The sequence below is a fragment of the Parabacteroides chongii genome (assembly GCF_029581355.1).
GTDB classification, from domain to species: domain Bacteria; phylum Bacteroidota; class Bacteroidia; order Bacteroidales; family Tannerellaceae; genus Parabacteroides; species Parabacteroides chongii.
Genome location: NZ_CP120849.1, coordinates 1,197,584 through 1,218,401, shown reverse-complemented (window position 1 = coordinate 1,218,401; position 20,818 = coordinate 1,197,584). Strand labels below are relative to the sequence as shown.

At 43.2% G+C, this 20,818-nt stretch carries 17 protein-coding genes; 5 read left to right on the top strand and 12 right to left on the bottom strand.

Features of this window, described 5'->3' with window-relative positions; all coding sequences use genetic code 11:
* Positions 1-192: 192 nt before the first annotated feature.
* Positions 193-1,287: a tyrosine-protein phosphatase gene (locus tag P3L47_RS04900; protein WP_277782863.1), complete on the top strand. Its 1,095-nt coding sequence runs from the start codon at positions 193-195 to the stop codon at positions 1,285-1,287.
* Here the strand turns inward: P3L47_RS04900 and P3L47_RS04895 are convergent, their stop codons facing one another.
* The 3 genes from P3L47_RS04895 to P3L47_RS04885 all read right to left on the bottom strand — a co-directional run bounded on the left by P3L47_RS04895 (position 1,288) and on the right by P3L47_RS04885 (position 5,608).
* Entirely contained in the window at positions 1,288-3,873 is a 2,586-nt protein-coding gene (locus tag P3L47_RS04895) for a hypothetical protein (protein ID WP_277782862.1), read from the bottom strand.
* Positions 3,874-3,945: 72 nt separating this feature from the next.
* A complete protein-coding gene (locus tag P3L47_RS04890) occupies positions 3,946-4,773 on the bottom strand; it encodes a permease (RefSeq protein ID WP_277782861.1) in 828 nt (275 codons plus the stop codon).
* Between the two features lie 85 nt (positions 4,774-4,858).
* Positions 4,859-5,608 (bottom strand): DeoR/GlpR family DNA-binding transcription regulator, encoded by a 750-nt coding sequence (locus P3L47_RS04885; RefSeq protein ID WP_277782860.1) that lies wholly within the window; start codon positions 5,606-5,608, stop codon positions 4,859-4,861.
* 226 nt (positions 5,609-5,834) lie between these two features.
* Between P3L47_RS04885 and P3L47_RS04880 the strand changes: the two genes are divergently transcribed.
* Complete coding sequence (locus P3L47_RS04880; RefSeq protein WP_277782859.1) at positions 5,835-6,350, top strand: 5' nucleotidase, NT5C type; 516 nt, start codon at positions 5,835-5,837, stop codon at positions 6,348-6,350.
* A 1-nt stretch (position 6,351) separates the two neighbouring features.
* On the opposite strand, the gene P3L47_RS04875 is transcribed toward P3L47_RS04880, so the two are convergent.
* Positions 6,352-7,170 (bottom strand): helix-turn-helix transcriptional regulator, encoded by an 819-nt coding sequence (locus P3L47_RS04875; RefSeq protein WP_277782858.1) that lies wholly within the window; start codon positions 7,168-7,170, stop codon positions 6,352-6,354.
* A gap of 102 nt (positions 7,171-7,272) precedes the next feature.
* Between P3L47_RS04875 and P3L47_RS04870 the strand changes: the two genes are divergently transcribed.
* Positions 7,273-8,289, top strand: a complete 1,017-nt coding sequence (locus P3L47_RS04870) for an alpha-L-fucosidase (RefSeq protein WP_277782857.1) — start codon at positions 7,273-7,275, stop codon at positions 8,287-8,289.
* A 115-nt stretch (positions 8,290-8,404) separates the two neighbouring features.
* Here the strand turns inward: P3L47_RS04870 and P3L47_RS04865 are convergent, their stop codons facing one another.
* The 4 genes from P3L47_RS04865 to P3L47_RS04850 are packed head-to-tail and all read right to left on the bottom strand — an operon-like array spanning position 8,405 to position 13,590.
* Positions 8,405-9,994 (bottom strand): S41 family peptidase, encoded by a 1,590-nt coding sequence (locus P3L47_RS04865; protein WP_277782856.1) that lies wholly within the window; start codon positions 9,992-9,994, stop codon positions 8,405-8,407.
* 23 nt (positions 9,995-10,017) lie between these two features.
* Positions 10,018-10,527 carry a pantetheine-phosphate adenylyltransferase gene (coaD, locus tag P3L47_RS04860; RefSeq protein ID WP_122362259.1) on the bottom strand — a complete coding sequence of 170 codons (510 nt, stop codon included), beginning with the start codon at positions 10,525-10,527 and terminating at the stop codon, positions 10,018-10,020.
* A 57-nt stretch (positions 10,528-10,584) separates the two neighbouring features.
* The gene (locus P3L47_RS04855; protein ID WP_122362225.1) at positions 10,585-12,450 is read right to left on the bottom strand and encodes a DNA topoisomerase IV subunit B; all 1,866 of its coding nucleotides are present in this window, start codon (positions 12,448-12,450) and stop codon (positions 10,585-10,587) included.
* A gap of 9 nt (positions 12,451-12,459) precedes the next feature.
* Positions 12,460-13,590 (bottom strand): hypothetical protein, encoded by a 1,131-nt coding sequence (locus tag P3L47_RS04850; RefSeq protein ID WP_277782855.1) that lies wholly within the window; start codon positions 13,588-13,590, stop codon positions 12,460-12,462.
* 498 nt (positions 13,591-14,088) lie between these two features.
* On the opposite strand from P3L47_RS04850, the gene P3L47_RS04845 reads away from it, so the two are divergent.
* Together P3L47_RS04845 and rnr are read left to right on the top strand one after the other, a co-directional pair.
* Positions 14,089-15,012, top strand: coding sequence for an SMP-30/gluconolactonase/LRE family protein (locus P3L47_RS04845; RefSeq protein WP_277782854.1), 924 nt, complete (start codon positions 14,089-14,091; stop codon positions 15,010-15,012).
* Positions 15,013-15,117: 105 nt separating this feature from the next.
* Positions 15,118-17,298, top strand: a complete 2,181-nt coding sequence (gene rnr / locus P3L47_RS04840; RefSeq protein WP_277782853.1) for a ribonuclease R — start codon at positions 15,118-15,120, stop codon at positions 17,296-17,298.
* Positions 17,299-17,374: 76 nt separating this feature from the next.
* Here the strand turns inward: rnr and P3L47_RS04835 are convergent, their stop codons facing one another.
* The 4 genes from P3L47_RS04835 to porX form a co-directional block, all read right to left on the bottom strand.
* A complete protein-coding gene (locus P3L47_RS04835; RefSeq protein WP_277782852.1) occupies positions 17,375-18,244 on the bottom strand; it encodes a hypothetical protein in 870 nt (289 codons plus the stop codon).
* Positions 18,245-18,293: 49 nt separating this feature from the next.
* The gene (locus P3L47_RS04830) at positions 18,294-18,506 is read right to left on the bottom strand and encodes an immunity 17 family protein (RefSeq protein ID WP_122362229.1); all 213 of its coding nucleotides are present in this window, start codon (positions 18,504-18,506) and stop codon (positions 18,294-18,296) included.
* A gap of 3 nt (positions 18,507-18,509) precedes the next feature.
* On the bottom strand, positions 18,510-18,929 hold the full coding sequence (gene tsaE, locus P3L47_RS04825) for a tRNA (adenosine(37)-N6)-threonylcarbamoyltransferase complex ATPase subunit type 1 TsaE (protein WP_122353169.1): 420 nt from the start codon (positions 18,927-18,929) through the stop codon (positions 18,510-18,512).
* A 79-nt stretch (positions 18,930-19,008) separates the two neighbouring features.
* A complete protein-coding gene (gene porX, locus P3L47_RS04820; protein ID WP_122362230.1) occupies positions 19,009-20,559 on the bottom strand; it encodes a T9SS response regulator signal transducer PorX in 1,551 nt (516 codons plus the stop codon).
* Positions 20,560-20,818: the final 259 nt, after the last annotated feature.

Sequence of the window (20,818 nt, the reverse complement as noted above, 5' to 3'; positions counted from 1 at the left end):
GATAGTTGCAGAGCTGCGGTTTCGTCTTGCAGAATCGTTTTATGTGATCCGATCACATTTTATATTCTAAAATAAATAAACGATATTCTATATTTCATTTATGAGGCTAAAAGCTTTGTCGTCTTTGTGTAATTAGTTTTAAATCTGTACCTTGCGCGCCTTTAAAACATTTATTAATGAGTAAAAAGCGTTATGAGAAAGAATTTATCTTACTATTTATTGCTGCTGTTTTGTGTCTCCGGACTGTTTGTTTCTTGTGGAGACGATGATGATGAAAAACCAACAATTGGCTATTCTGGTAAAGACGTAAGCGGAGATGCCGGGATTACCCGCGATAAAGAAACGAAGAAAGCTGTGCTGAGTGTGACTTCCGATAAAGCATGGGAGTTATATGCCGGTTCAACAGCAGAAGATATCGATATGAATACACCTTGTCTGACAGGTGATGGCAAAGGGGCTTTCGATTTAAGTGGGGATGCTACGAAGAGACAACTTTTCTTATTCAAGAACTCGGAAGGTCAGGCTTTGCTGGCGGAAAGACTTTTACCTGTACATGGGTATAACTTCAGAGACCTGGGTGGTATAAAGAATAGTGAGGGTAAATATGTTCGTTGGGGTAGATTGTTCCGTACGGATGAAATGAATAAACTGGATAATGCCGATCTTACTTATCTAGCCAGTACAGGATTGAAGACAGTGGTCGATTTCCGTACTTCTACAGAAAAAGAAGGCGGGCTGGGCGGTATGCTGCCGGCAGCACCGGACAAATTACCTTCTACGGTAAAGAATCCTTATAATTTAGAGATCAATGCTGGTAATATATTCTCTGATGAGATCATAGGAAGCATCTCGAAAGGTCTTAGTGAGGAGGAAACTGCTCAGATCATGATAGATGGTTATATCGAAATGGTAAGCTATGACGACTATGTAGCTAAGTATAAAGAGTTTTTTAAATATGTTCAGGATGAGAACTCTTTGCCGTTAAGCTATCATTGTTCGGCAGGTAAGGACCGTACCGGAGTGGCTACTATGCTTATTTTGTCAGCTCTCGGTGTAGATAAGGCGACGATCATGCAAGATTATATGCTTAGCAAGCAATATATCGCAGGTAAGTATGATTCCTATCTGAAATATTATCCTCAGATTGCCCCGTTGGTAACCGTCGATGAAAAATACCTGAATGCCGCCTATGATAAAATAGACGAAAAGTACGGTTCCATGACTAAGTTCCTTACTGAAACATTAGGTGTGGATCTTGATAAAATGAAACAGCTATACTTATATTGATCATTTATAAATACCGATTATTCCGTCTGAAGTAATTGTTTCGGCACTGATGCTGAACTTTTTGCAACTACTGTTATTATAAAACCTGATATCAGCTTTACCCTTTTCATCGGGTGTCACTGAAGGATTCCAGTAGAGTGTGCGGCGATAATCGGGTTCCGGCGGAAGGATGGAATAATCCGGATTGTAAAATTCTTTAACCTGGCTGTAGCCTTCCAGCCAGGTTTTTCGTACTCCTTTACCGGCATCCGTCGGGATCTTATCTTCCGGGAATGTTTCGATAAAAACGGCACAACCATAGAACTTATCTACTTCCAAAGGTGACATTCTGTAGTCTGCATACTTACACATGATAGAAAGATCTTCGTTGATATAAATGGATTTGATGGCTTCGAGGCGTATCAGCTTGTATTTGTTGTAATCCATTTCAGTAGCCATAGTCCGTTCGTAGTTGATTACGAAAAGAGGTGTTTTCCCTTTATATTGCAGGTATTCGTCCTGTCTGGAGAAGGTTTTTCGGAAGTTGTTATTCATGTTTATCATCAACTCATGTATGTCCTTCCCGATATATTTTCCCTGGTCTGTGATGTCGTCCCATTCCGATTGAACGTCATAATAAGCGATTGATTTGGAACGGTTGTTGAATATATCCTTTTCTCTCGATCTCTTTTTGGCGGTTACGGTGACTTCGTCCAGTCGGAGAACTTTCTCTTTGTTGCCGGCTTTCGACAGCGAGTCTTCGTAGGCTGTCAGAAAAGCGTTGATGTCTTCTTCAGACTCTTGGGTATCCGGTGTTTCTTCCGGATCGACTGTTTCTGTTTTTTCTTGTTCTTTATCGGTAAGAGTGACCTGCATATCCGGATAACGGTATCTTTTAGGTTCCGGGGTAAAAAGCCGGTCCAGTATGATTCGGTGGTCTTTCTTTTTCCCTTTCTCGCTGACTGACAAGATCATATTCCATTTTCCGGTTATATCAGCCTGGAAAGCGAAACGTCCCAGACTGTCGGTTACAAATACATCGAATGCGCTGGTTGCCTTTTCTTCCTCACCTCTTTTGAGCAGGAAAGAAGAAACGGTAACGTTGGGTTTCGGGATTTTCCGGACAAGGGAAACCACCTGCCCATGCATCTCGATGCCTTGCTCCGGTCTGTATTTCAGTTCGAAAGGCACTGTTCCTGCCATCTGTTTCCAGGAATAGCGGTGCCATCCTTGTACCATCATCAGCAGGTCGAGGGCTGAACGGTGGAGGGAGTCACCGGATTCAAAATAATAAGACGGATTATGGACATACCCTTTTATATCGGACATAAGCAGCAAGTCTGTCAGGATATTACAATCCGACTTCACTTCATTCATGCCGTCTCTAATCGATAAAGAGAAAGGTGCTTGTACCGGATTATCCTCCCGGTCGGTTACTGAAAGTTCCATGTGAACCGCTTCATAGGGTTCGTATGTCTCTTTGTCGCTTTTGGCTTTGATTGTTAACAGCTCTTCTTTGTTTGTGAATATCAACCGGTCGCAACGGATTTCACCATTGCTGTCGAATACAGTAATTTGTGAAACACCTGCAGGTAATATTGTTTTATCGACTTTGAAACGAACCGGTTCATTATGGAGTATGTTGGCAAGGCAATAGTTATATAATTTACCTCTGCAGGTAATGACCATGCCCAACATTTCGGCGGGTGTCTGTTTGTTTTTCTGTAAAGATATTTCGAGACTGTCAGCGGATGAAAGGTTGTCTACCTGCAAGGTAAATCCTTGAGGTAACGGTTGGGGCATGTCGAACTGGTACTTTTTGCCGTTATAGTCGACTACAGCTTTTCGTTTGTCCCTGCCGGGGGTATAATTGAAGAAGCCTTTTCCGTCGTGCGTCACGATAAAATCGGCAATTTCCTCTTTCTCTTCATTTATTATTTTTCCGGTCGCATCCAGTGGGTTGCCAAAAGCATCTGTTATTTCAAAGGCGATCCGGGAGGGAATATCCTGGATCAGGTTTCCTCCTTCCGGATAGAATTTCAGATTTACCTTTTTCCCTTTTTGGGGCTTCTCCCGTTTCTTCGGATATTTACCGTATCCGTATTTCAGCATATTTTTCTCTTCATAGTTCCCTTCTTCTTTCGGCTTATTGAATACGGGGAGCAGGCGGGAGAAGATAACGTCTTCGCCAAAGTTCAGCATATATTTTGTATAGGCGCGTACTTCATAGAAACCGGAATAAAAAGGGAGTTGTCCGAGGGTGAAATCACCGTGACACTGTCCGTTCTCTATCTTCAGTATTCGTTTATCTATAATTTCACCACCGGGATTCAATAGTTCCACATATAAAGTTTTGCTTAATACGGTTGCTTCGTGCAGCTCGGAAGTGACCACATAACAGTTGAACCAGATGTTGTCGCCCTGGTAATAACTGGTATTGTCGAAGTGCAGATACACTTTTTCCCGTGGTATATATTGCGAAAACCGGTCCGTAGCACGAATATAGCGGGTGAGCTTATTGATCACGCTGTCTGCTTCCTGTCCTGCTGCCTGCAGGCAAAATAGCAGAAGGAAAATATAACCGGTAACTCTTCGGAGTGTTTTCATGCGAACTTCGTATCTTCCTTATGTGGAAGAATATACGAAGTTACAGAATTTTTCTATATTAAAGGCTGTTCCTTAGTACCTTATTTCCATGCTCTCTTCTTCAGTGTCGACCGATACCGGATATGAGCTCTTATTATAAGTATATTTATAATGTATGGTTTGGGTGTTACCGGTCTCACCATCCGTGATCGTTTCCTCTGTCAGTGTGTTTTGATGGTTGAGAAACTGACGGGGATATGTTCCTGTCGAGTATGAACTCTTTTGGAACCAAAAACTGAAGAACCATAATGGTAATTCAACTTGACTCATTGATCCTGGTTGATTATTGTATGTAAAAGTGTGGGTTGTAATAAGTCTTGAATCTTCAAGACTGAATATTTCGAGTTTTAACAGGTTCTTTGTTGATGAGTCAAAGGATAATATCAAATAGTTTTTTCCATCTCCTATTTTGTTATATCCTTCACTCGTCATTTGAAATGCACCCAGGTCTGTTATTTTGATCGGTAATCCGTTTTCATCCAGTTCAATTTCCTGATTATAGGAAACATCCAGGCTGGGTTCTCCGCAACTTTTTACTAAAATTTTGTTTCCTTCCCTTTCGAAATCACTCGATCCATGTCCATCTGCGATATTGGGATCTGCCGGAGGGGCGAAAGAGACACTGCGAAGTTCATTCCCTTCATAGTTGAATGAGGTGGTGGAGCCGTCTTTTTTCATCATCTTTAGTAGTTGATTACCGGAATACGACAGGTAAATTGTTTGATTATCTGTCTTAAATGCACTGGGAAGGCCGTTTTTTTCGGTAAAACCGAAACCTTCGCTGTCATTATCACATGAAAACAGGCAGATGCCTGCAGCTATCAAAGCTATTGATACAAGAATACGATTGAATAGTTTCATACTGATTAGTGTTAATGTCTTTATCAGTATGATGCTGCAATAAATAGAATAGTTGCATCTATAGGGAAAACGGACGTATTGTTTTTTATAAAACCTTATATGAATAAGCCGGCCAATTCTCCCTGATATACTCTTTCTTGTTATCTTCCGTGACCAGATAATCTATATCTCCCAGCGAAGCAACATGGTAGGCTTCTGCCGTATTCAGTTTATAACTGTCTGCCAGGACGATCCGTTTCCGTGCCCGTTCTATCATACATCGTTTTATCATGGCCTCTTCCCGGTCCGGGCAGGTTAATCCTTGTTGGGGATGCACATCGCTGATTCCCAGGATCAGCCAGTCCGGTCTTATCGTTTGTAATGCCTGGAAGACGGAAACTCCGAGCGTGACCTGGGAAGAAGGGAACACTTTCCCTCCCAAAAATATCAGGTCGAGCTTGGGATGGTTGAATAGCGTGTTGACTATCGGGAAACTGTTCGTATAAACCGACAGAGGAATATCGGTCGGGAGTTGCTTGGCGACTTCCAGGTTGGAGGTTCCCCCGTCCATCAGTAGGATATCTCCGGCATGGAATAACGGGATAACTTTGGTTGCCATCTGCTGCTTGGCGGCTATTCCCGTGTTCAGTCGGTCTGTAAATTCGATAGGGATGCCGGATTTGGCGATTGCTCCTCCGTGTACCTTGGTCAGTAAGCCCCGTTCGTCCAATTCTGTCAGGTCACGACGTAAGGTGTCGTCCGACACACCCAGTTCTGCACTTAGTACGGTAATATAAATCCTGTAATTCTGATTTATGCGGTTTAATATGTACTGATGTCTTTCTTCTTTTAGCATATATCTGAGAATTATATATTGCATATTACCGCAAATATACATATATTTCGTAGTAACAAGCATCGGTTATGAGATATTTTATTTCTATTTGCGGACTTTTGCGTATTGTGTGATTCTTCTTTTGAATTCCTGCAAATTTGCAGGAAACTCCGCAATCGGATTTTAGAAGCTGGCTGGTTACATTTTGGAAAATATGATTGTTTAATTATTAATAATTCTAAAAAGTATGAAGTCGCAGGTATTAGTAGACATGGATGGAGTTCTGGCGGATGTATATGGCCAGTTTATCAAAATGGAATATAGAGATTCCGGTATCCGGTTAAACTGGGAAGATTTGTGTGGAAAATCAGAAGAAGAGGCTTTCCCTTCCTTTAACAGACATGTGAGGGAAGTAGGCTTTTTCAGGACTGCTCCTGTTATGGCAGATAGTGTGGAAGGATTGAAATTATTGAATGATAAATATAATGTCCTGATCGTATCTTCTGCAACCGAATTTCCCGATAGCCTGATCGAAAAACAACAATGGCTGAATGAACATTTCCCGTTCATCACTTGGCAGCAAATGATTTTTTGCGGGCGGAAGGATAGTATAAAGGGAGATATTATGATTGACGATCATTTGAAGAATCTCCGGACTTTTGGAGGTAAGAAAGTGTTGTTCACCCAACCGCATAATATGAGCGTAAAGGATAAGATGTACCAAAGGGTGACAGGCTGGAAAGATATAATGGAGATTCTATAGGTTAAAATAAAATCTCTTTTCTCTTTTGTTTGTAGTCTCCTGGAGTAATACCGTAGTACTTTTTGAACACTCTGGAAAAATAGGCATCGTCTGTGAATCCTAGTTCATAGGCGATTTCTTTTATTGTACATTTATTATTGATAAGTTGCTGCAAGGCGGTGTTCATCCGCAATAGAGTGATATAATTAGCCGGAGTGGAATTTAATGTCTGAGTAAATATCTTATGAAAGTAATTGGGGGACATACAGCAAAGGTTTGCCAGTTGTTCTAACCGGATCGGCTCTGTAAAATGGTCGTTTATGTATTGGATAGCCGGTTGTACACGTTGTGTATCCGGAATATGCTTGTTATTTTCTAATGGATATTTTTCTAATAGCGCAATAACGCTTGATTGTATGAATGTCTGTGCTTTCAGCAATTCCAGCGTATATTCTTGATAGGACGTGAAATTGAGTGACTGCAATCGTTCTGTATCGAACATACGATGAAACTGTCCGTTTTTCTCATCGGACAGGTCGACAATGAGGGGTAAAGATAACAATCCTTGATAGACAACCAGGTCTTTAGGAATAAAATGCAACCAATGAGTCGAAAATGACTGTCTGCAGTATTGATGGGAAAATTTACTCCCATTAATAAAGTATATTCTGTCTTTTTCCAGTATAAATTCCTGTTCCTCATTGCAGATATATACTTCACCTTCTGTTAACTGGTATATTTTAAAACAGTTATCTATTTCAGTCCGCTTTTTATTCCAGGAACAGTTTCCTGTATAAAAACCTCCGGTGAGAATCTCGTATGTCTGGTGCAAGTGGATCATTGGAAAATGGATTATAATAAGATAGTGCAATTATAGAGTTTTATTTTACAATGGCAAAATAATGTAATTCTATATTTTTGTTCAAACTTTAAATTGTAATGTATGAAAACATCTTTAGAATTTACTTTACAGGTCTGCCTATTGTCTCTTTTGCTGTTTACTTCTTGTTTGAATCCAAAACAGATAATTGATAAAGAGCCTGTTCCCGATGAAGAAAGAGCACGCCAAATGAAAGATATGAAGTTTGGCATGTTCATTTGCTGGTCTTTGAGTACTTTTTCCGGTAAGGAATGGACAGGGGAAGAACTTCCGGTGGATTTTTTCCGTGCAACGAAATGTGATACCGACCAATGGGCGAAAACGGCAAAGGAGGCCGGTATGAATTATATTTATCTGTTAACAAAGCATCATGACGGCTTTTGTTTGTGGGATACCAAGACAACGGATTTTAAAGTAACGAATGCTCCTTTGGGAAAAGACGTGTTGGCTATGTTACGTAAGTCCTGTGATAAATACGGTATAAAGCTGGGTATTTATTTTTCCGAAGGCGACTGGAACTGGCCTGAGGCTACACGTGGAAAAGGTGGAGGTTATAATCCCGAAGTAAAGAAGGCGCAGTTAAAGGAACTGTTGACGGAATATGGTCCGATAGAACTTATCTGGTTTGACCATGCAACCGGTGACGGTGGTCTCTCGCACGATGAAACAACCCGTTGGGTACATCAGTTCCAGCCTAATTGTTTTGTAGGGTATAACCATGGTGAACCGTCCGGGCGTTTATGTCTGCGGGAGATGGGAACTCCTGGACGCTTAGGAGACAGTGAAGCTACAAAATATAATAAAGAACAGGAAGCCAGCTATAAAGGATACTTGGTAGCAGAATTTACTTATCCGCTTCTTCCTCCTCATGAGGGCGGAGCGACCTGGTTTTATTCGCTTCCCAAGCATGATAATCTGTGTCATCCGGCATCTAAGATATACGAGGATTACCGGAAGGCTGTCGAATATGAAAATATCTTCTCAGTCAATATAGGGCCGGACTATGAGGGACGTATTCGGGATATCGATGTGAAAACATTGAGAGAAGTAGGACAAATGATCAGGCAAAATATGAAATAGCATAAAAAGATTGAATGGCTTCCGGCTTACTAAAAAAATAGAACCGACAAAGATTTATATTCTTTGTCGGTTCTATTTTTATAATACGGGAAATATCTTCTTCTTCGAATTATTTCTACTTCCCCAGCTCCTTATTATAAACAGCCTCGTCATTGATGATGCGGAGAGCTTCCTTGAAACTGGGATTATCGTCGTTGATGATCTGGAAATATTCGGCCATATCGTACAGGTCGCGGGCGATCAGAGCCTTTATCTGAAGAGTGATAAGTGGCTTGGAACGATTGTATTGTTCTTCGTTGAACTCGATCTTCTCACCTTTGCCCAGTTCGATCAATTCCTGTAATGTCTCTTCAGGAACAACGAAATCTTTCTTGTACTGGCTGAACTTCGGATAATTCTTGGTCATCGCGGCACGGTTGCGGTCCAGATAACTCATGGAAACACGGTTCACCAGTCCGCTGGCTACCAGATTACGGTGGTAATCGGTATAGCGGGTTGTGTCTACAGGGATAAATACGTCGGGCATGATACCGCCGCCGCCGTAAACGATACGTTTAGTCTCCAGTGTATTGTATTTCATTGAATCAGGGAAATGGATGCTGTCGGCACTCATCAGTTCGCCACGATTATAGCGGTCGATCAGGTCGTGCTGGTAGTCCTCCAGTTTACCGTTCTCATAATGTTTCTGGATACTTCGTCCGGTAGGTGTGTAATAACGGGCTACTGTCAGACGGATCATTGAACCATCCGGCATAGGGATTGGTTTCTGAACCAGTCCTTTACCGAATGTGCGGCGACCGACAACTACACCACGGTCCCAGTCTTGTACGGCACCGGACAGGATCTCGCTGGCAGAAGCCGACGATTCGTCTACCATAATGACCAGGCGGCCTTCTTCAAAGTTTCCTTTTACCGTTGACTTTGCTTCATCACGCGGTTGTTTGTTTCCTTCTGTGTAAACGATCAGTTTGTCTTTATCTAGAAATTCATCCGCCAGTTCGATAGCGATATTGAGATAGCCTCCGCCATTTCCTTGCAGGTCGAGGATCAGGTTCTTCATTCCCTGTTTCTTCAGCTTGGCAAGAGCGTCACGGAACTCGTCTGCTGAGGAGGCGGCAAAACGGTTCAGCTTGATATAGCCGGTCTGCTTGTCTGCCATATAGGCGGCATCCAGGCTGGTTACAGGGATCTTACCACGGATGATCTTGAATTCGATCAGCTCCGGATTCTTATTACGCAACACCTTTATGCTGACCTCGGTCCCTTTCGGTCCGCGCAGGCGTTTCATGATGTCAGTCGTTTTCATTTTAACACCGGCGATCAATGTATCGTCGACCATGATGATACGGTCGCCGGCTACCAGACCAACCTTTTCGGAAGGACCGCCGGGGATTACCTGGATAACATATAATGTATCTGTCAGCATATTGAACTGGATACCGATACCGTCAAAGTTGCCTTGCAACGGTTCAGTCATCTCTTTTGTCTCTTCCGGATCCATATAGTTGGAATGCGGGTCCAGTTTTTCCAGCATGCCGATGATCGCATCTTCCACCAGCTTGGAATCATCCACCGGATCTACATAGAGATTCGAGATGGCATATAACGCCATGGATAATTTACGGGCATCGGGATTCGGTTTCTGGGCCACTGCCGTCGTGATGGCGACCATCAGGACAAGCAGGGATACTACGATTCGTTTCATTTTAATTTTTGTTTCGTAAATAGTCAATATAAGTTGGTTCCCTTCGGAACGAACAGTGAAATATCTTTGCCATACCGCAGCAGTTCGCGTACAATGCTGGAACTGATGTGCGTATGTTCAGGCTCTGTAAAGAGAATGAACGTTTCGATGCCGCTCAGTTTACGGTTGACATCGGCGATGCTCTTCTCGTATTCGAAATCGTTGACGGTACGGATGCCGCGCATGATAAAACCGGCACCGACTTCTTTGGCAAAATCGACGGTCAACGAATCGTACGACATTACTTTTACCCGCGGTTCGTCTTTATAGAGACTGCGGATGGCTTCGACCCGTTTTTCGAGTGAGAAGTAGGTCTGTTTCTTGTCGTTGATACCGATAGAAATAATGATCTCGTCGACCAGTGCCAGCCCGCGGCTTACCAGTGACTGATGTCCGATCGTAAAAGGATCGAATGTTCCGGGGAACAAGGCGATACGCTTATTTAATTGACAATTGACAATTGACAATTGACAATTATCGGGAGAGGTATCCATATTCTTGTCTGTTATATTCTTTTCCATTATTTATATTTCATTGTCAATTGTCCATTGTCAATTAACAACGTCCTCTTCTACAACCAGGTTATCGATGATAAAGTTCTGTCTTTCCATGGTGTTCTTACCCATATAAAATTCAAGCATATCTTTCACCAGGTCTTCTTTTTTCATTGTTACCGGGTCGAGACGCATGTCTTTGCCGATAAAGTTGCGGAACTCGTCCGGTGAGATTTCTCCCAAACCTTTGAATCGGGTAATCTCCGGATTCTTTCCGACAGCCTGGATGGCTGCCAGCCGTTCTTCTTCCGAATAGCAATAATACGTCTTTTGCTTGTTACGTACACGGAAAAGCGGAGTTTGCAGGATATAGACATGATTCCGTTTGATCAGGTCGGGGAAGAACTGCAAAAAGAAAGTGATCAGCAACAGGCGGATGTGCATACCGTCGACATCGGCATCGGTAGCAATAATGACTTTGTTATATCTCAGACCTTCCAGGCCGTCTTCAATATTCAGAGCGGCTTGCAGCAGGTTGAACTCTTCATTTTCGTAAACGATCTTTTTAGTCAGGCCGAAACTGTTGAGCGGCTTACCGCGCAAACTGAAAACAGCCTGCAGGTTCGGGTCGCGGCTCTTCGTGATGGATCCGCTTGCCGAGTCACCCTCGGTGATGAAGATGCAACTTTCTTCCGTACGGTCGCCTTTGGCATCATTCAGGTGGATACGACAGTCACGCAGTTTCTTATTATGCAGGTTCGCCTTTTTGGCTCTTTCGCGTGCCAGTTTGGTTACGCCGGCAATGGCCTTGCGTTCTTTTTCCGACTCCAGTATCTTACGCAGCAACGCTTCTGAAGTATCGGTGTTCTTATGGAGATAGTTATCCAGCTCTTTCTTGATAAAGTCACCGACAAATTTAGCCACAGTCGGACCTTCGGGACCTATATCTTTGGAACCCAGCTTGGTTTTTGTCTGGCTCTCGAACACCGGCTCTTCTACCTTGATGCTGATGGCGGCAACGATACCCGCACGGATATCCGAATATTCGAAGTTCTTGTTGTAATACTCTTTAATGACACGTCCCAGCGTTTCACGGAAAGCGGAAAGATGCGTTCCTCCCTGTGTCGTGTACTGACCGTTCACGAAAGAGTAATATTCTTCGCCGTATTGATTGCTATGGGTGATAACCACCTCGATGTCTTCTCCGTTCAGGTGGATGATCGGATAGAGAGGTTCGGTGGTCATATTTTCATTCAACAGGTCGACCAGTCCGTTACGTGAGTGGAACTTTTTCCCGTTGTACATAATGGTCAGACCCGAGTTTAGAAAGACATAATTCTTCAGAAGGCTCTCGATAAACTCGTCCTTATACTGGTATTCCTTGAAAATCTCTTTGTCGGGAATGAAATAGGTTAGCGTCCCGTTTGCTTCGGTAGTCGGCTGGATACCGGATTCTTCGGTGATGATTGCCTTGTTGTATTCGACCCGCTTGCATTCTCCGTCACGGAAACTGGTGATCAGGAAATAACTGCTCAGGGCGTTCACGGCTTTGATACCGACACCGTTCAGTCCGACAGACTTTTTAAAAGCCTTACTGTCGTACTTGGCACCTGTATTCATCTTGCTGGAAACGTCGACCACCTTTCCCAGAGGAACACCGCGGCCATAGTCCCTGACAGAGACGGTTCCTTCTTCCACGGTCACTTCTATGGTTTTGCCATACCCCATCATGTATTCGTCGATAGAGTTGTCGAGTACCTCTTTCAGCAATACATAGATACCATCATCCGCATAGCTGCCATCTCCCAATTTACCAATATACATACCTGGGCGCCGGCGGATATGTTCCATCCAATCCAGCGTCTTGATATCGTCGTCATTATACGCTGTCGGTTGTTGCATTGTTGAATTCAGTTCTTCCATAGAAAATCCTTATTTTAATTTTTTGATAAAAGCTCTTCTTGTCTTATGGTGTTCACGCTTGAAATAATCCCATTGGGCCTGTACGGCATTGTTGCTTGCCAACTCCGGGTTACTTTCGGCATATTCGACTCCCAGATTGATATATACGGGAATAAGATCGTTGAACAGCAACGCATTTACCCCTTTATTCTGATATTCCGGCAATACGCCTGTCAGATACAGGTCGATCACTTTCGGTTTCGTTTTCAATGCTTTCAGCAGATGTATCCATCCGAAAGGAAACAAATGTCCTTTTGCCTTCTGCATAGCATGCGAGAGACTGGGCAGCGAAATTCCAAAACCTACTACCGTATCGTCTTCTTCCCGGATAATAAGAGTCACCAGATCCAGACGGATCATCGGGATATACTGCTTCACATAATAATCGATCTGCTTCTGTGTCAGCGGAGCAAAACCGTACAATGGAGCGTAAGCAGCATTCAAAGTTTCGAATATCTTCTGTGCATACGGCCATATCTCCTTTGTGTTTTTGAACTTCATGGTTTTCAAGCCGTATTTCTTTTTAACGATCTCTCCGATACGTTGATGTTTTTCGGGAATACCTTCCGGTATATATATCTTGAACTCGTGCCAGTCCTGATCTTTCTCATAGCCGATACGTTCCATATGTTTCGGGTAATAAGGATAATTGTAAATCGCAGCCATCGTCCCGAGTTGGTCGAATCCTTCGATCAGCATCCCTTCATGATCCATATCGGTAAATCCCATCGGCCCGTGTATCTCCTTCATCCCTTGTTCTTTCGCCCATTTTTCAACAGCACCGAACAGGGCATCGACTACCTCGGCATCATCGATGAAATCAAGGAAACCGAAGCGGGCACGTTCCTGGTTCCACACTTCGTTACTGCGACGATTGATCATTCCGGCAATACGGCCGACAATCTTATCATCCTTATAGGCAAGAAAATAGACGGCATCGCAAACTTCGAATGCCGGATTCTTTTTCTTATCCAGTGTAACCATCTCCTCTTCGATCAATCCCGGTATATGATAGGGGTTACCTTTGTATAAATCAATATTGAACTTAACGAATTTCTTCAGTTCCTTTTTGCTGGTAACTTCTTTAATTACTACGCTCATTGGTTCATTTAATTAGAACGGCAAATTTACACAATTAATTCGTTACTTAATAATCCGCTACTTAGTTAATTTGTTAATTAGTCGTTTAGGTCTCGGTGAGACCTGTTTTCCGACTTTTAAATATGCCGGATTTAGTCCTTTACAACAGGGACTTTGTGAAAATGCTTAGTGGGCAGATTCCCAGTTTATTACAGTTTCCTCGTAGTTCCTTGCTTTGGAAACTCCAGTTCCCTGCGCGGGGAACTGTAATTTCCTGCGGAGGGAACTAGAGTTTCCTGCCTGGGAAACCGGAGTTTCCTAAGCAGGAAATTCCGGCAACTCCGGCAGCTACCTCCAACCGGCCCGGTGTCCTGTCCGGATGCGATATGGATAAATAGTCTCCTCTTTTGGGTAATTAATTGGCTGTTCTTAGCTAGGATTGTTAAATTACCATTATATTTGCATGTATAACAGGCGCGAAATAGATTATTCACCATGAAAAACTTAATCAAAATAATTATGTTGACAGTACCTCTTATCACGGGCTCATCATGTAAATTTACTCCGAAAGAACTTCATTCGGACCTGGCATTTAAAGCGGAAGCAACAACCGGCGAAGGCTCTATCTGGCATCCGGACAGGAATACGTTATTCTGGGTAGACATTGAAGGGCAGACGTTGTATGAATATTATCCGGATAAGCAGGATTGTAAAACATGGGAATTTGATCGCATGGTTTCGACTGTCGTGCCGGAGACAGACAGTACGGTTGTCGTTTCTCTTCAAGATGAGATTGTACGGGTGAATCTGAATGACGGAAGTCTGTCGTCGGTAGCTCCGATTCCCGACCATGAGGGGAAAGTCAGATGCAACGACGGCAAATGTGATCCGGCTGGCCGTTTGTGGATAGGGACAATGGGTTTTGGTGCTCCTAAAGATGCAGGGACATTATACACAGTTGATTCTGACGGTACGGTGACGACCAAGTTGAAGGCGGTGACTATTTCTAACGGGATTGTTTGGTCGGCGAATAAAAAGTATATGTATTATAATGATACTCCGACCGGTAAGGTGGCTCGTTACCGGTATGATGAAAAGTCGGGAGAGATCCTGTTCGATGGTATTGCTGTCACATTGCCGGCGGGTTCGGGTGCTCCTGACGGAATGACAATCGATGGCAACGATAATTTATGGGTGGCTCAATGGGGCGGTTTCGGTGTGTACTGCTATTGCCCTTACACGGGCGAGCTGCTGGCAAAAGTAGAAGTTCCGGCTCCTAACGTCGCTTCCTGTGCATTCGGGGGCAAGGATATGGATACGCTCTACATTACAACGGCACGGGCCGGACTTTCGAAGGAACAATTGGAAGAATACCCTCTTAGCGGCAGTCTTTTTGTTTGTAAACCCGGAACAAGCGGACCGAAGCCTTACAAATTTAAGTAACAGACAGAATAAGCAATCATTTAATCTGTTTGTAAACAAAATACAGGTTATAATTGTTTATTTTGCAGGAGGGAAGAGATTCTCTCATTAAATAACAAGATATATATGACGAAAAACAAATCCGGGAAGAAGGATAATAAAGAAAATAAACCGAAAAAGAATAAGGCAAAACGTATGAAGAAAGAAGCTATGCTTCATTCTGTGATGTCTGTCTTTCAATCCTCTCCCAAGGAACCATTTAACTATAAACAAATAAGCAAACTGATCGGCGTGGAAAGCCAGGTACAGAAACTACAGGTGGTAGACCTGCTGTATGATCTTTCTGCCGAGAACTTTATTACAGAAATAGACCGCGGACGTTATCGCTATAACGGTCTCGGTACGACTGCAATCGGAACATTCGGACGTCGGAGCAACGGGAAGAACTCGTTTATACCGGAAGACGGTGGTGCGCCGGTTTTCGTGGCAGAACGAAATTCCGGACATGCGATGGACGGCGACAAGGTGAAGGTGCAGTTGTTTGCTAAACGCAAGGGAGCTGAACCGGAAGCCGAAGTGATCGAGGTGCTGGAAAGTCAGAAAAAGACATTTGTCGGTAAGTTGCAAGTGACGAAAGGCTTTGCCTTCCTGATCACCGAGAACAAGACACTTGCCAACGATATATTTATCCCGAAAGACAAACTGAAAGGCGGAAAGAACGGCGATAAGGCTATTGTCCGTATCGTGGAATGGCCCGATGAAGCCAAGAATCCGCTGGGTGAAGTAGTTGACATTTTGGGTGTAGCCGGTCAGAATACGGCAGAGATGCATGCGATACTGGCTGAGTTCGGTTTGCCGTATACCTATCCGGAGAATGTGGAGAAAGCGGCAAATAAAATATCCGATGCCATTCCTGAGGAAGAGATCGCCAAGCGTGAGGACTTCCGTCAGATTCTGACTTTCACCATCGACCCGAAAGATGCGAAGGACTTCGATGATGCCTTGTCTATCCGCCATTTGGATAACGGCTCTTGGGAAGTGGGCGTACATATTGCTGATGTAACGCATTATGTGAAACCGGAAAGCCTGATCGACCGTGAGGCGGAAAGCCGGGCAACATCTGTTTATCTGGTAGACCGTACCATCCCGATGTTGCCGGAACGCTTGTGTAATCAGATCTGTTCGTTGCGTCCGGATGAAGAGAAGTTATGTTTCTCTGCTGTTTTTGAACTGGACGATGAGGCGAATGTAAAGAAATCGCATATCGGACGTACCGTGATCAAGAGTGACCGCCGTTTTACGTATGAGGAGGCACAGCTGGTGATCGAGACGGGAGAAGGTGACTATAAAGATGAAATACTGGTATTGGACCGGTTGGCTAAAAAATTGCGGGAGAAACGTTTCCAAAACGGAGCCGTTAATTTCGACCGCTTCGAAGTTCGCTTCGAGATCGATGAGACCGGAAAGCCGATCAGCACCTATATTAAGGAATCGAAAGATGCCAACAAACTGATTGAAGAGTTTATGTTGCTGGCGAACCGTACGGTGGCTGAATTTGTCGGTAAAGTACCTAAAGGGAAGACGAAGAAGACCTTTGTTTACCGTATCCACGACCTGCCCGATCCGGACAAACTGGAGAACTTTGCCGCCTTTATCCGCCGCTTCGGTTATAAGATGAAAACGGAAGGAAGCAGTAAGATAGATATTTCACGCAATCTGAACCGTTTGCTGGATGAAGTGCATGATAAACCGGAAGAGAACCTGATCGAGACGTTAGCTATCCGTTCGATGCAGAAAGCCCGTTATACGACAGAGAATATTGGTCATTATGGTCTGGCATTTGAATATTATACGCATTTTACTTCTCCTATCCGCCGTTATCCGGATATGATGGTGCATCGTTTACTGGAACGCTATCTGGATGGCGGACGTAGCGTGGTAAAAGCGAAGTACGAAGAGAAATGCGACCATTGCTCGACGATGGAGCAGGTGGCGGCAAATGCCGAACGTGCTTCTATCAAATACAAGCAGGTCGAGTTCATGCAGGATAAGCTGGGCATGGTGTTCGATGGTGTGATCTCCGGCGTTACGGAATGGGGGTTATACGTGGAGCTGAACGAGAATAAATGTGAAGGGCTTGTGCCTATCCGTGATCTCGGTGACGATTTCTACGACATGGATGAAGAAACATACAGCCTGATCGGCCGTCGCAAGAAACGTCGCTTCCGCCTGGGTGACCCGGTGACTGTGAAGATCGCAAATGCAAATTTGGAACGCAAGCAATTGGACTTTATGTTGATGGAGTAAGAACCGGATAACAATAAATAAAAAAGCCAACTAATCCATAATGAGTTAGTTGGCTTTTTTATTTGTAAGGAAGGTGTCATTCTGCGGTGTCTTCGCTGATATTATAGCCCAGTTCGTTATCCCTTGTTTTGTCCTGAAAGAAATACCAGTTCCCGTCATTCGATTCTATATAATAGAGGTTCGTATAGGTAAAATCCGGATCGATATGTGTCAGTGCCGTAGCCACATTATCCGGGATTTTCGTGTTTTTGTTAAGTTCGTATCTTGTTTCTTTCCAAAAACCCCAATCAGTGGAAACAGTCCCTCTGAAAGTTACATATTTGACGGTATCATTGTGGAGGATGAAATATTCATGTTCTCCGGCATTGTTTACATATCCTTTTATTTCAGCTCCGTTATATTTTCTCGCAATAAAATCAAAGTGATCTTGAGGTAGTTTTACAAACCATCGTGTGTCGTTAGGCTTCCATGTGAACGTTGATAGAACTAGTCCGTCCTCACTGATAAAAACATAATGCTCTACATTTTCTACATCTTTCCAGCGATACTGGAAGTGTATCATGTAAAGGGCTTTGTCTATTCCGGTCCGCTCTGTTTTAGATATTTCTATGTCTTTTGCATCACGATATTGAGTACCCATAAAAGCATTCAGGACTTCAAATGGGAGTCGCTGAATATCGCTGATCTGCGTATAGGTCATTTCCCAGTTCTCATTCTCGTACCAAGTGGATGCCTCATTTTGCTCCTGGTCAATATAATTTATTAGGAAAATGTTATTTGAATAATTATTGAAAGTAGTGATCTCTGCCGAAGGAGACCGTTTAGAGAAATCACTCTTGATTGCAGCCGGGATTTCATCTTCTATCGATGACTTGTCTTTATCGCAGGCTGTAAAGCACAGTAACATACATACTAATACATAGTAAACATAATTAGTTCTTTTCATAGGTCTTTTATTTTAGATAGATAAATAAGCTTGCTGGTAATATTTTCTATTACCAATAAATCAGACCAAGTACGCCGCATCCGATCAATGCCGATCCCAACAAGGCATAAAAGATACGTGCTCCTTTCCTGCCGAATTTGTTGACAAAGGTAGTTGCTCCGCTGGTTTCAAAATACCAGTCGAAATTAAAGATAGCGGCGATCAGAGAGAAGGCTCCCAGAGCGATAAAGATAGCTAACAGGAAATAATCGGTCGGTTCCATCGGTTATTTTACTTCTACGGTCCGTGAGCCGTCAGGATTTTCACTGATCGTTACATCCACCACATCGCCGGGAAGTAAATCTTCGATCTTTTCCGGCCATTCGATAAAGCAAAGGGCACCGCTGTAGAAATAATCTTCTGTACCGATGTCTTCTGCTTCGCTCAGTTTGTTGATGCGGTAGAAGTCGAAATGATAAATCAGTTCGCCGGTCGTATCACTACGGTATTCGTTGATGATAGCAAATGTCGGACTGTTGATAACATCTTCTACTCCTAACTCTTCGCAAATCGCTTTGATAAAAGTCGTTTTACCTGCTCCCATATTACCATGGAAAGCAAAAACGGTACGGTCATCCATTCCGGCAATGAACTCTTTGGCAGCCTGGCGGATGGTATCTAAATTCTCAATCTTGATAATACTCATGATGTCTGTTGATTATTGATCATTTGTAATCTACCTGCAAAGGTATATTAATTTTCAATTCTCAATTCTCAATTTTCAATTATTTTGGTATCATGGTGATAAACGGTACCATCATTTCCTCCATCGAAATCCCGCCATGCTGGAATGTATTCTTGTAATAAGAAACATAATAATTGTAGTTATTCGGATAGGCGAAGAAGTCATCGTTCATCGCAAAAATGTATTTACTGCTCAGGTTAGGAGAGGGCAGGCCCACTTTTTCCGGGTCACGTATTTCCAGTACCTCCTTCGGGTTGTAATTCAAATTTTTACCGACTTTATAACGGAGATTTGTATTCGTGTTTCGGTCACCGATCACTTTGATCGGGTTGTCGACACGAATGGTCCCGTGGTCGGTGGTCACAATTACTTTATAACCTTTGTCGGAGATACGTTTGAACAGCTCCAAAGTGGTGGAATGCTGAAACCAGGAACGGGTCAGGCTGCGGTAAGCCGCTTCGCTCTGCGCCAGTTCACGGATCATTTTCATTTCCGTACGGGCATGCGACAACATATCCACGAAGTTGAGGACAACGACATTCAACTGGTTATGTGTCAGAGAAGAGATCATATTCAGTAGCTTTTCTCCGTATTGCGAATCGTGTACTTTGTTGTAAGAGAAGCTATATTTCTTACGGAAGCGGTCGATCTGTGTCTGGATCAAAGGTTCTTCGTTCAGGTTCTTGCCTTCTTCACTTTCCTCGTCCACCCATAAATCCGGGAACATTTTCTCTATCTGCAAAGGCATCAGGCCAGAGAAGATGGAATTGCGTGCATATTGGGTAGCAGTAGGCAGAATACTGTAATATAATCCTTCATCGAAAGTGAAATATTCAGCCAGCAGGTCTTTTACCACGCGCCACTGGTCCAGACGGAAGTTATCGATCAGGATGAAAAAGACCTTCTCGTCGTTATCCAGCAACGGGAATACTTTTTTCTTGAACAGGTCCGGACTCATCAAAGGACGCTCGGCTGGGTTCTGTATCCAGTTTACGTAATTCTTCTTTACGAATTTGCCGAAAGCTTTATTCGCTTCTTCTTTCTGCATCCGGAGCATATCGGTCATTTGTACCTGGCTGCTTTCCAGCTCCAGCTCCCAGTAAACTAGTTTCTTGTATAGCTCCATCCAATCGTCGGTGGTTAGCGAATCGTTGATCTGCATGCCGATACGGTTGAATTCCTGCTGGTAGCCGACTGTCGTCGTTTCCGAAATAATCACATTTTTATGAACGTTCTTTTTGATGGAAAGAAGCAGTTGATTCGGGTTGACCGGCTTGATCAGGTAATCGGCAATCTTATTCCCGATAGCCTGGTTCATGATGCTCTCTTCCTCGCTTTTGGTAACCATGACGACCGGAACGTTGGGGTTGATTTCTTTGATCTGTGCCAGTGTCTCCAAACCGGTCAGACCCGGCATGTTCTCGTCCAGGAATATGATATCGAACGATTGCTCCCGGCAACAGTCGATAGCATCCTGCCCGCTGATCACCGGAATCACTTCATACCCTTTATCCTGTAGAAACAAAATGTGAGGTTTCAACAAATCGATCTCATCATCTGCCCAAAGTACTCTGTCTTTCTTTACTGCCATATGTTTCCTAAATTATTTCTTACAAATTTAATCGGAATAGTTTACATAATAACGATGCTTGTTCCGGTTTTGTATATTGATCCCTGTTTTTTTACGGTCTTTTATATCCTTGTGTTTTATTTTGTAAATATCATGATAATAGGTGAATAATAATACTTATTATCCCTGATATTCTGATTACAATAACAAAATAACCTGTAAAAAGTTACAAATATCCCCTGTCTGTACAGACAAAAAATGATAAGTTTGTAAACCTGTT

Bases quoted from the DNA above. Each gene is read 5' to 3' on its own strand.
- P3L47_RS04900 (WP_277782863.1), top strand. From the start codon at position 193: ATGAGAAAGAATTTATCTTACTATTTATTGCTGCTGTTTTGTGTCTCC.
- P3L47_RS04895 (WP_277782862.1), bottom strand. From the start codon at position 3,873: ATGAAAACACTCCGAAGAGTTACCGGTTATATTTTCCTTCTGCTATTT.
- P3L47_RS04890 (WP_277782861.1), bottom strand. From the start codon at position 4,773: ATGAAACTATTCAATCGTATTCTTGTATCAATAGCTTTGATAGCTGCA.
- P3L47_RS04885 (WP_277782860.1), bottom strand. From the start codon at position 5,608: ATGCTAAAAGAAGAAAGACATCAGTACATATTAAACCGCATAAATCAG.
- P3L47_RS04880 (WP_277782859.1), top strand. From the start codon at position 5,835: ATGAAGTCGCAGGTATTAGTAGACATGGATGGAGTTCTGGCGGATGTA.
- P3L47_RS04875 (WP_277782858.1), bottom strand. From the start codon at position 7,170: ATGATCCACTTGCACCAGACATACGAGATTCTCACCGGAGGTTTTTAT.
- P3L47_RS04870 (WP_277782857.1), top strand. From the start codon at position 7,273: ATGAAAACATCTTTAGAATTTACTTTACAGGTCTGCCTATTGTCTCTT.
- P3L47_RS04865 (WP_277782856.1), bottom strand. From the start codon at position 9,994: ATGAAACGAATCGTAGTATCCCTGCTTGTCCTGATGGTCGCCATCACG.
- coaD (WP_122362259.1), bottom strand. From the start codon at position 10,527: ATGGATACCTCTCCCGATAATTGTCAATTGTCAATTGTCAATTGTCAA.
- P3L47_RS04855 (WP_122362225.1), bottom strand. From the start codon at position 12,450: ATGGAAGAACTGAATTCAACAATGCAACAACCGACAGCGTATAATGAC.
- P3L47_RS04850 (WP_277782855.1), bottom strand. From the start codon at position 13,590: ATGAGCGTAGTAATTAAAGAAGTTACCAGCAAAAAGGAACTGAAGAAA.
- P3L47_RS04845 (WP_277782854.1), top strand. From the start codon at position 14,089: ATGTTGACAGTACCTCTTATCACGGGCTCATCATGTAAATTTACTCCG.
- rnr (WP_277782853.1), top strand. From the start codon at position 15,118: ATGACGAAAAACAAATCCGGGAAGAAGGATAATAAAGAAAATAAACCG.
- P3L47_RS04835 (WP_277782852.1), bottom strand. From the start codon at position 18,244: ATGAAAAGAACTAATTATGTTTACTATGTATTAGTATGTATGTTACTG.
- P3L47_RS04830 (WP_122362229.1), bottom strand. From the start codon at position 18,506: ATGGAACCGACCGATTATTTCCTGTTAGCTATCTTTATCGCTCTGGGA.
- tsaE (WP_122353169.1), bottom strand. From the start codon at position 18,929: ATGAGTATTATCAAGATTGAGAATTTAGATACCATCCGCCAGGCTGCC.
- porX (WP_122362230.1), bottom strand. From the start codon at position 20,559: ATGGCAGTAAAGAAAGACAGAGTACTTTGGGCAGATGATGAGATCGAT.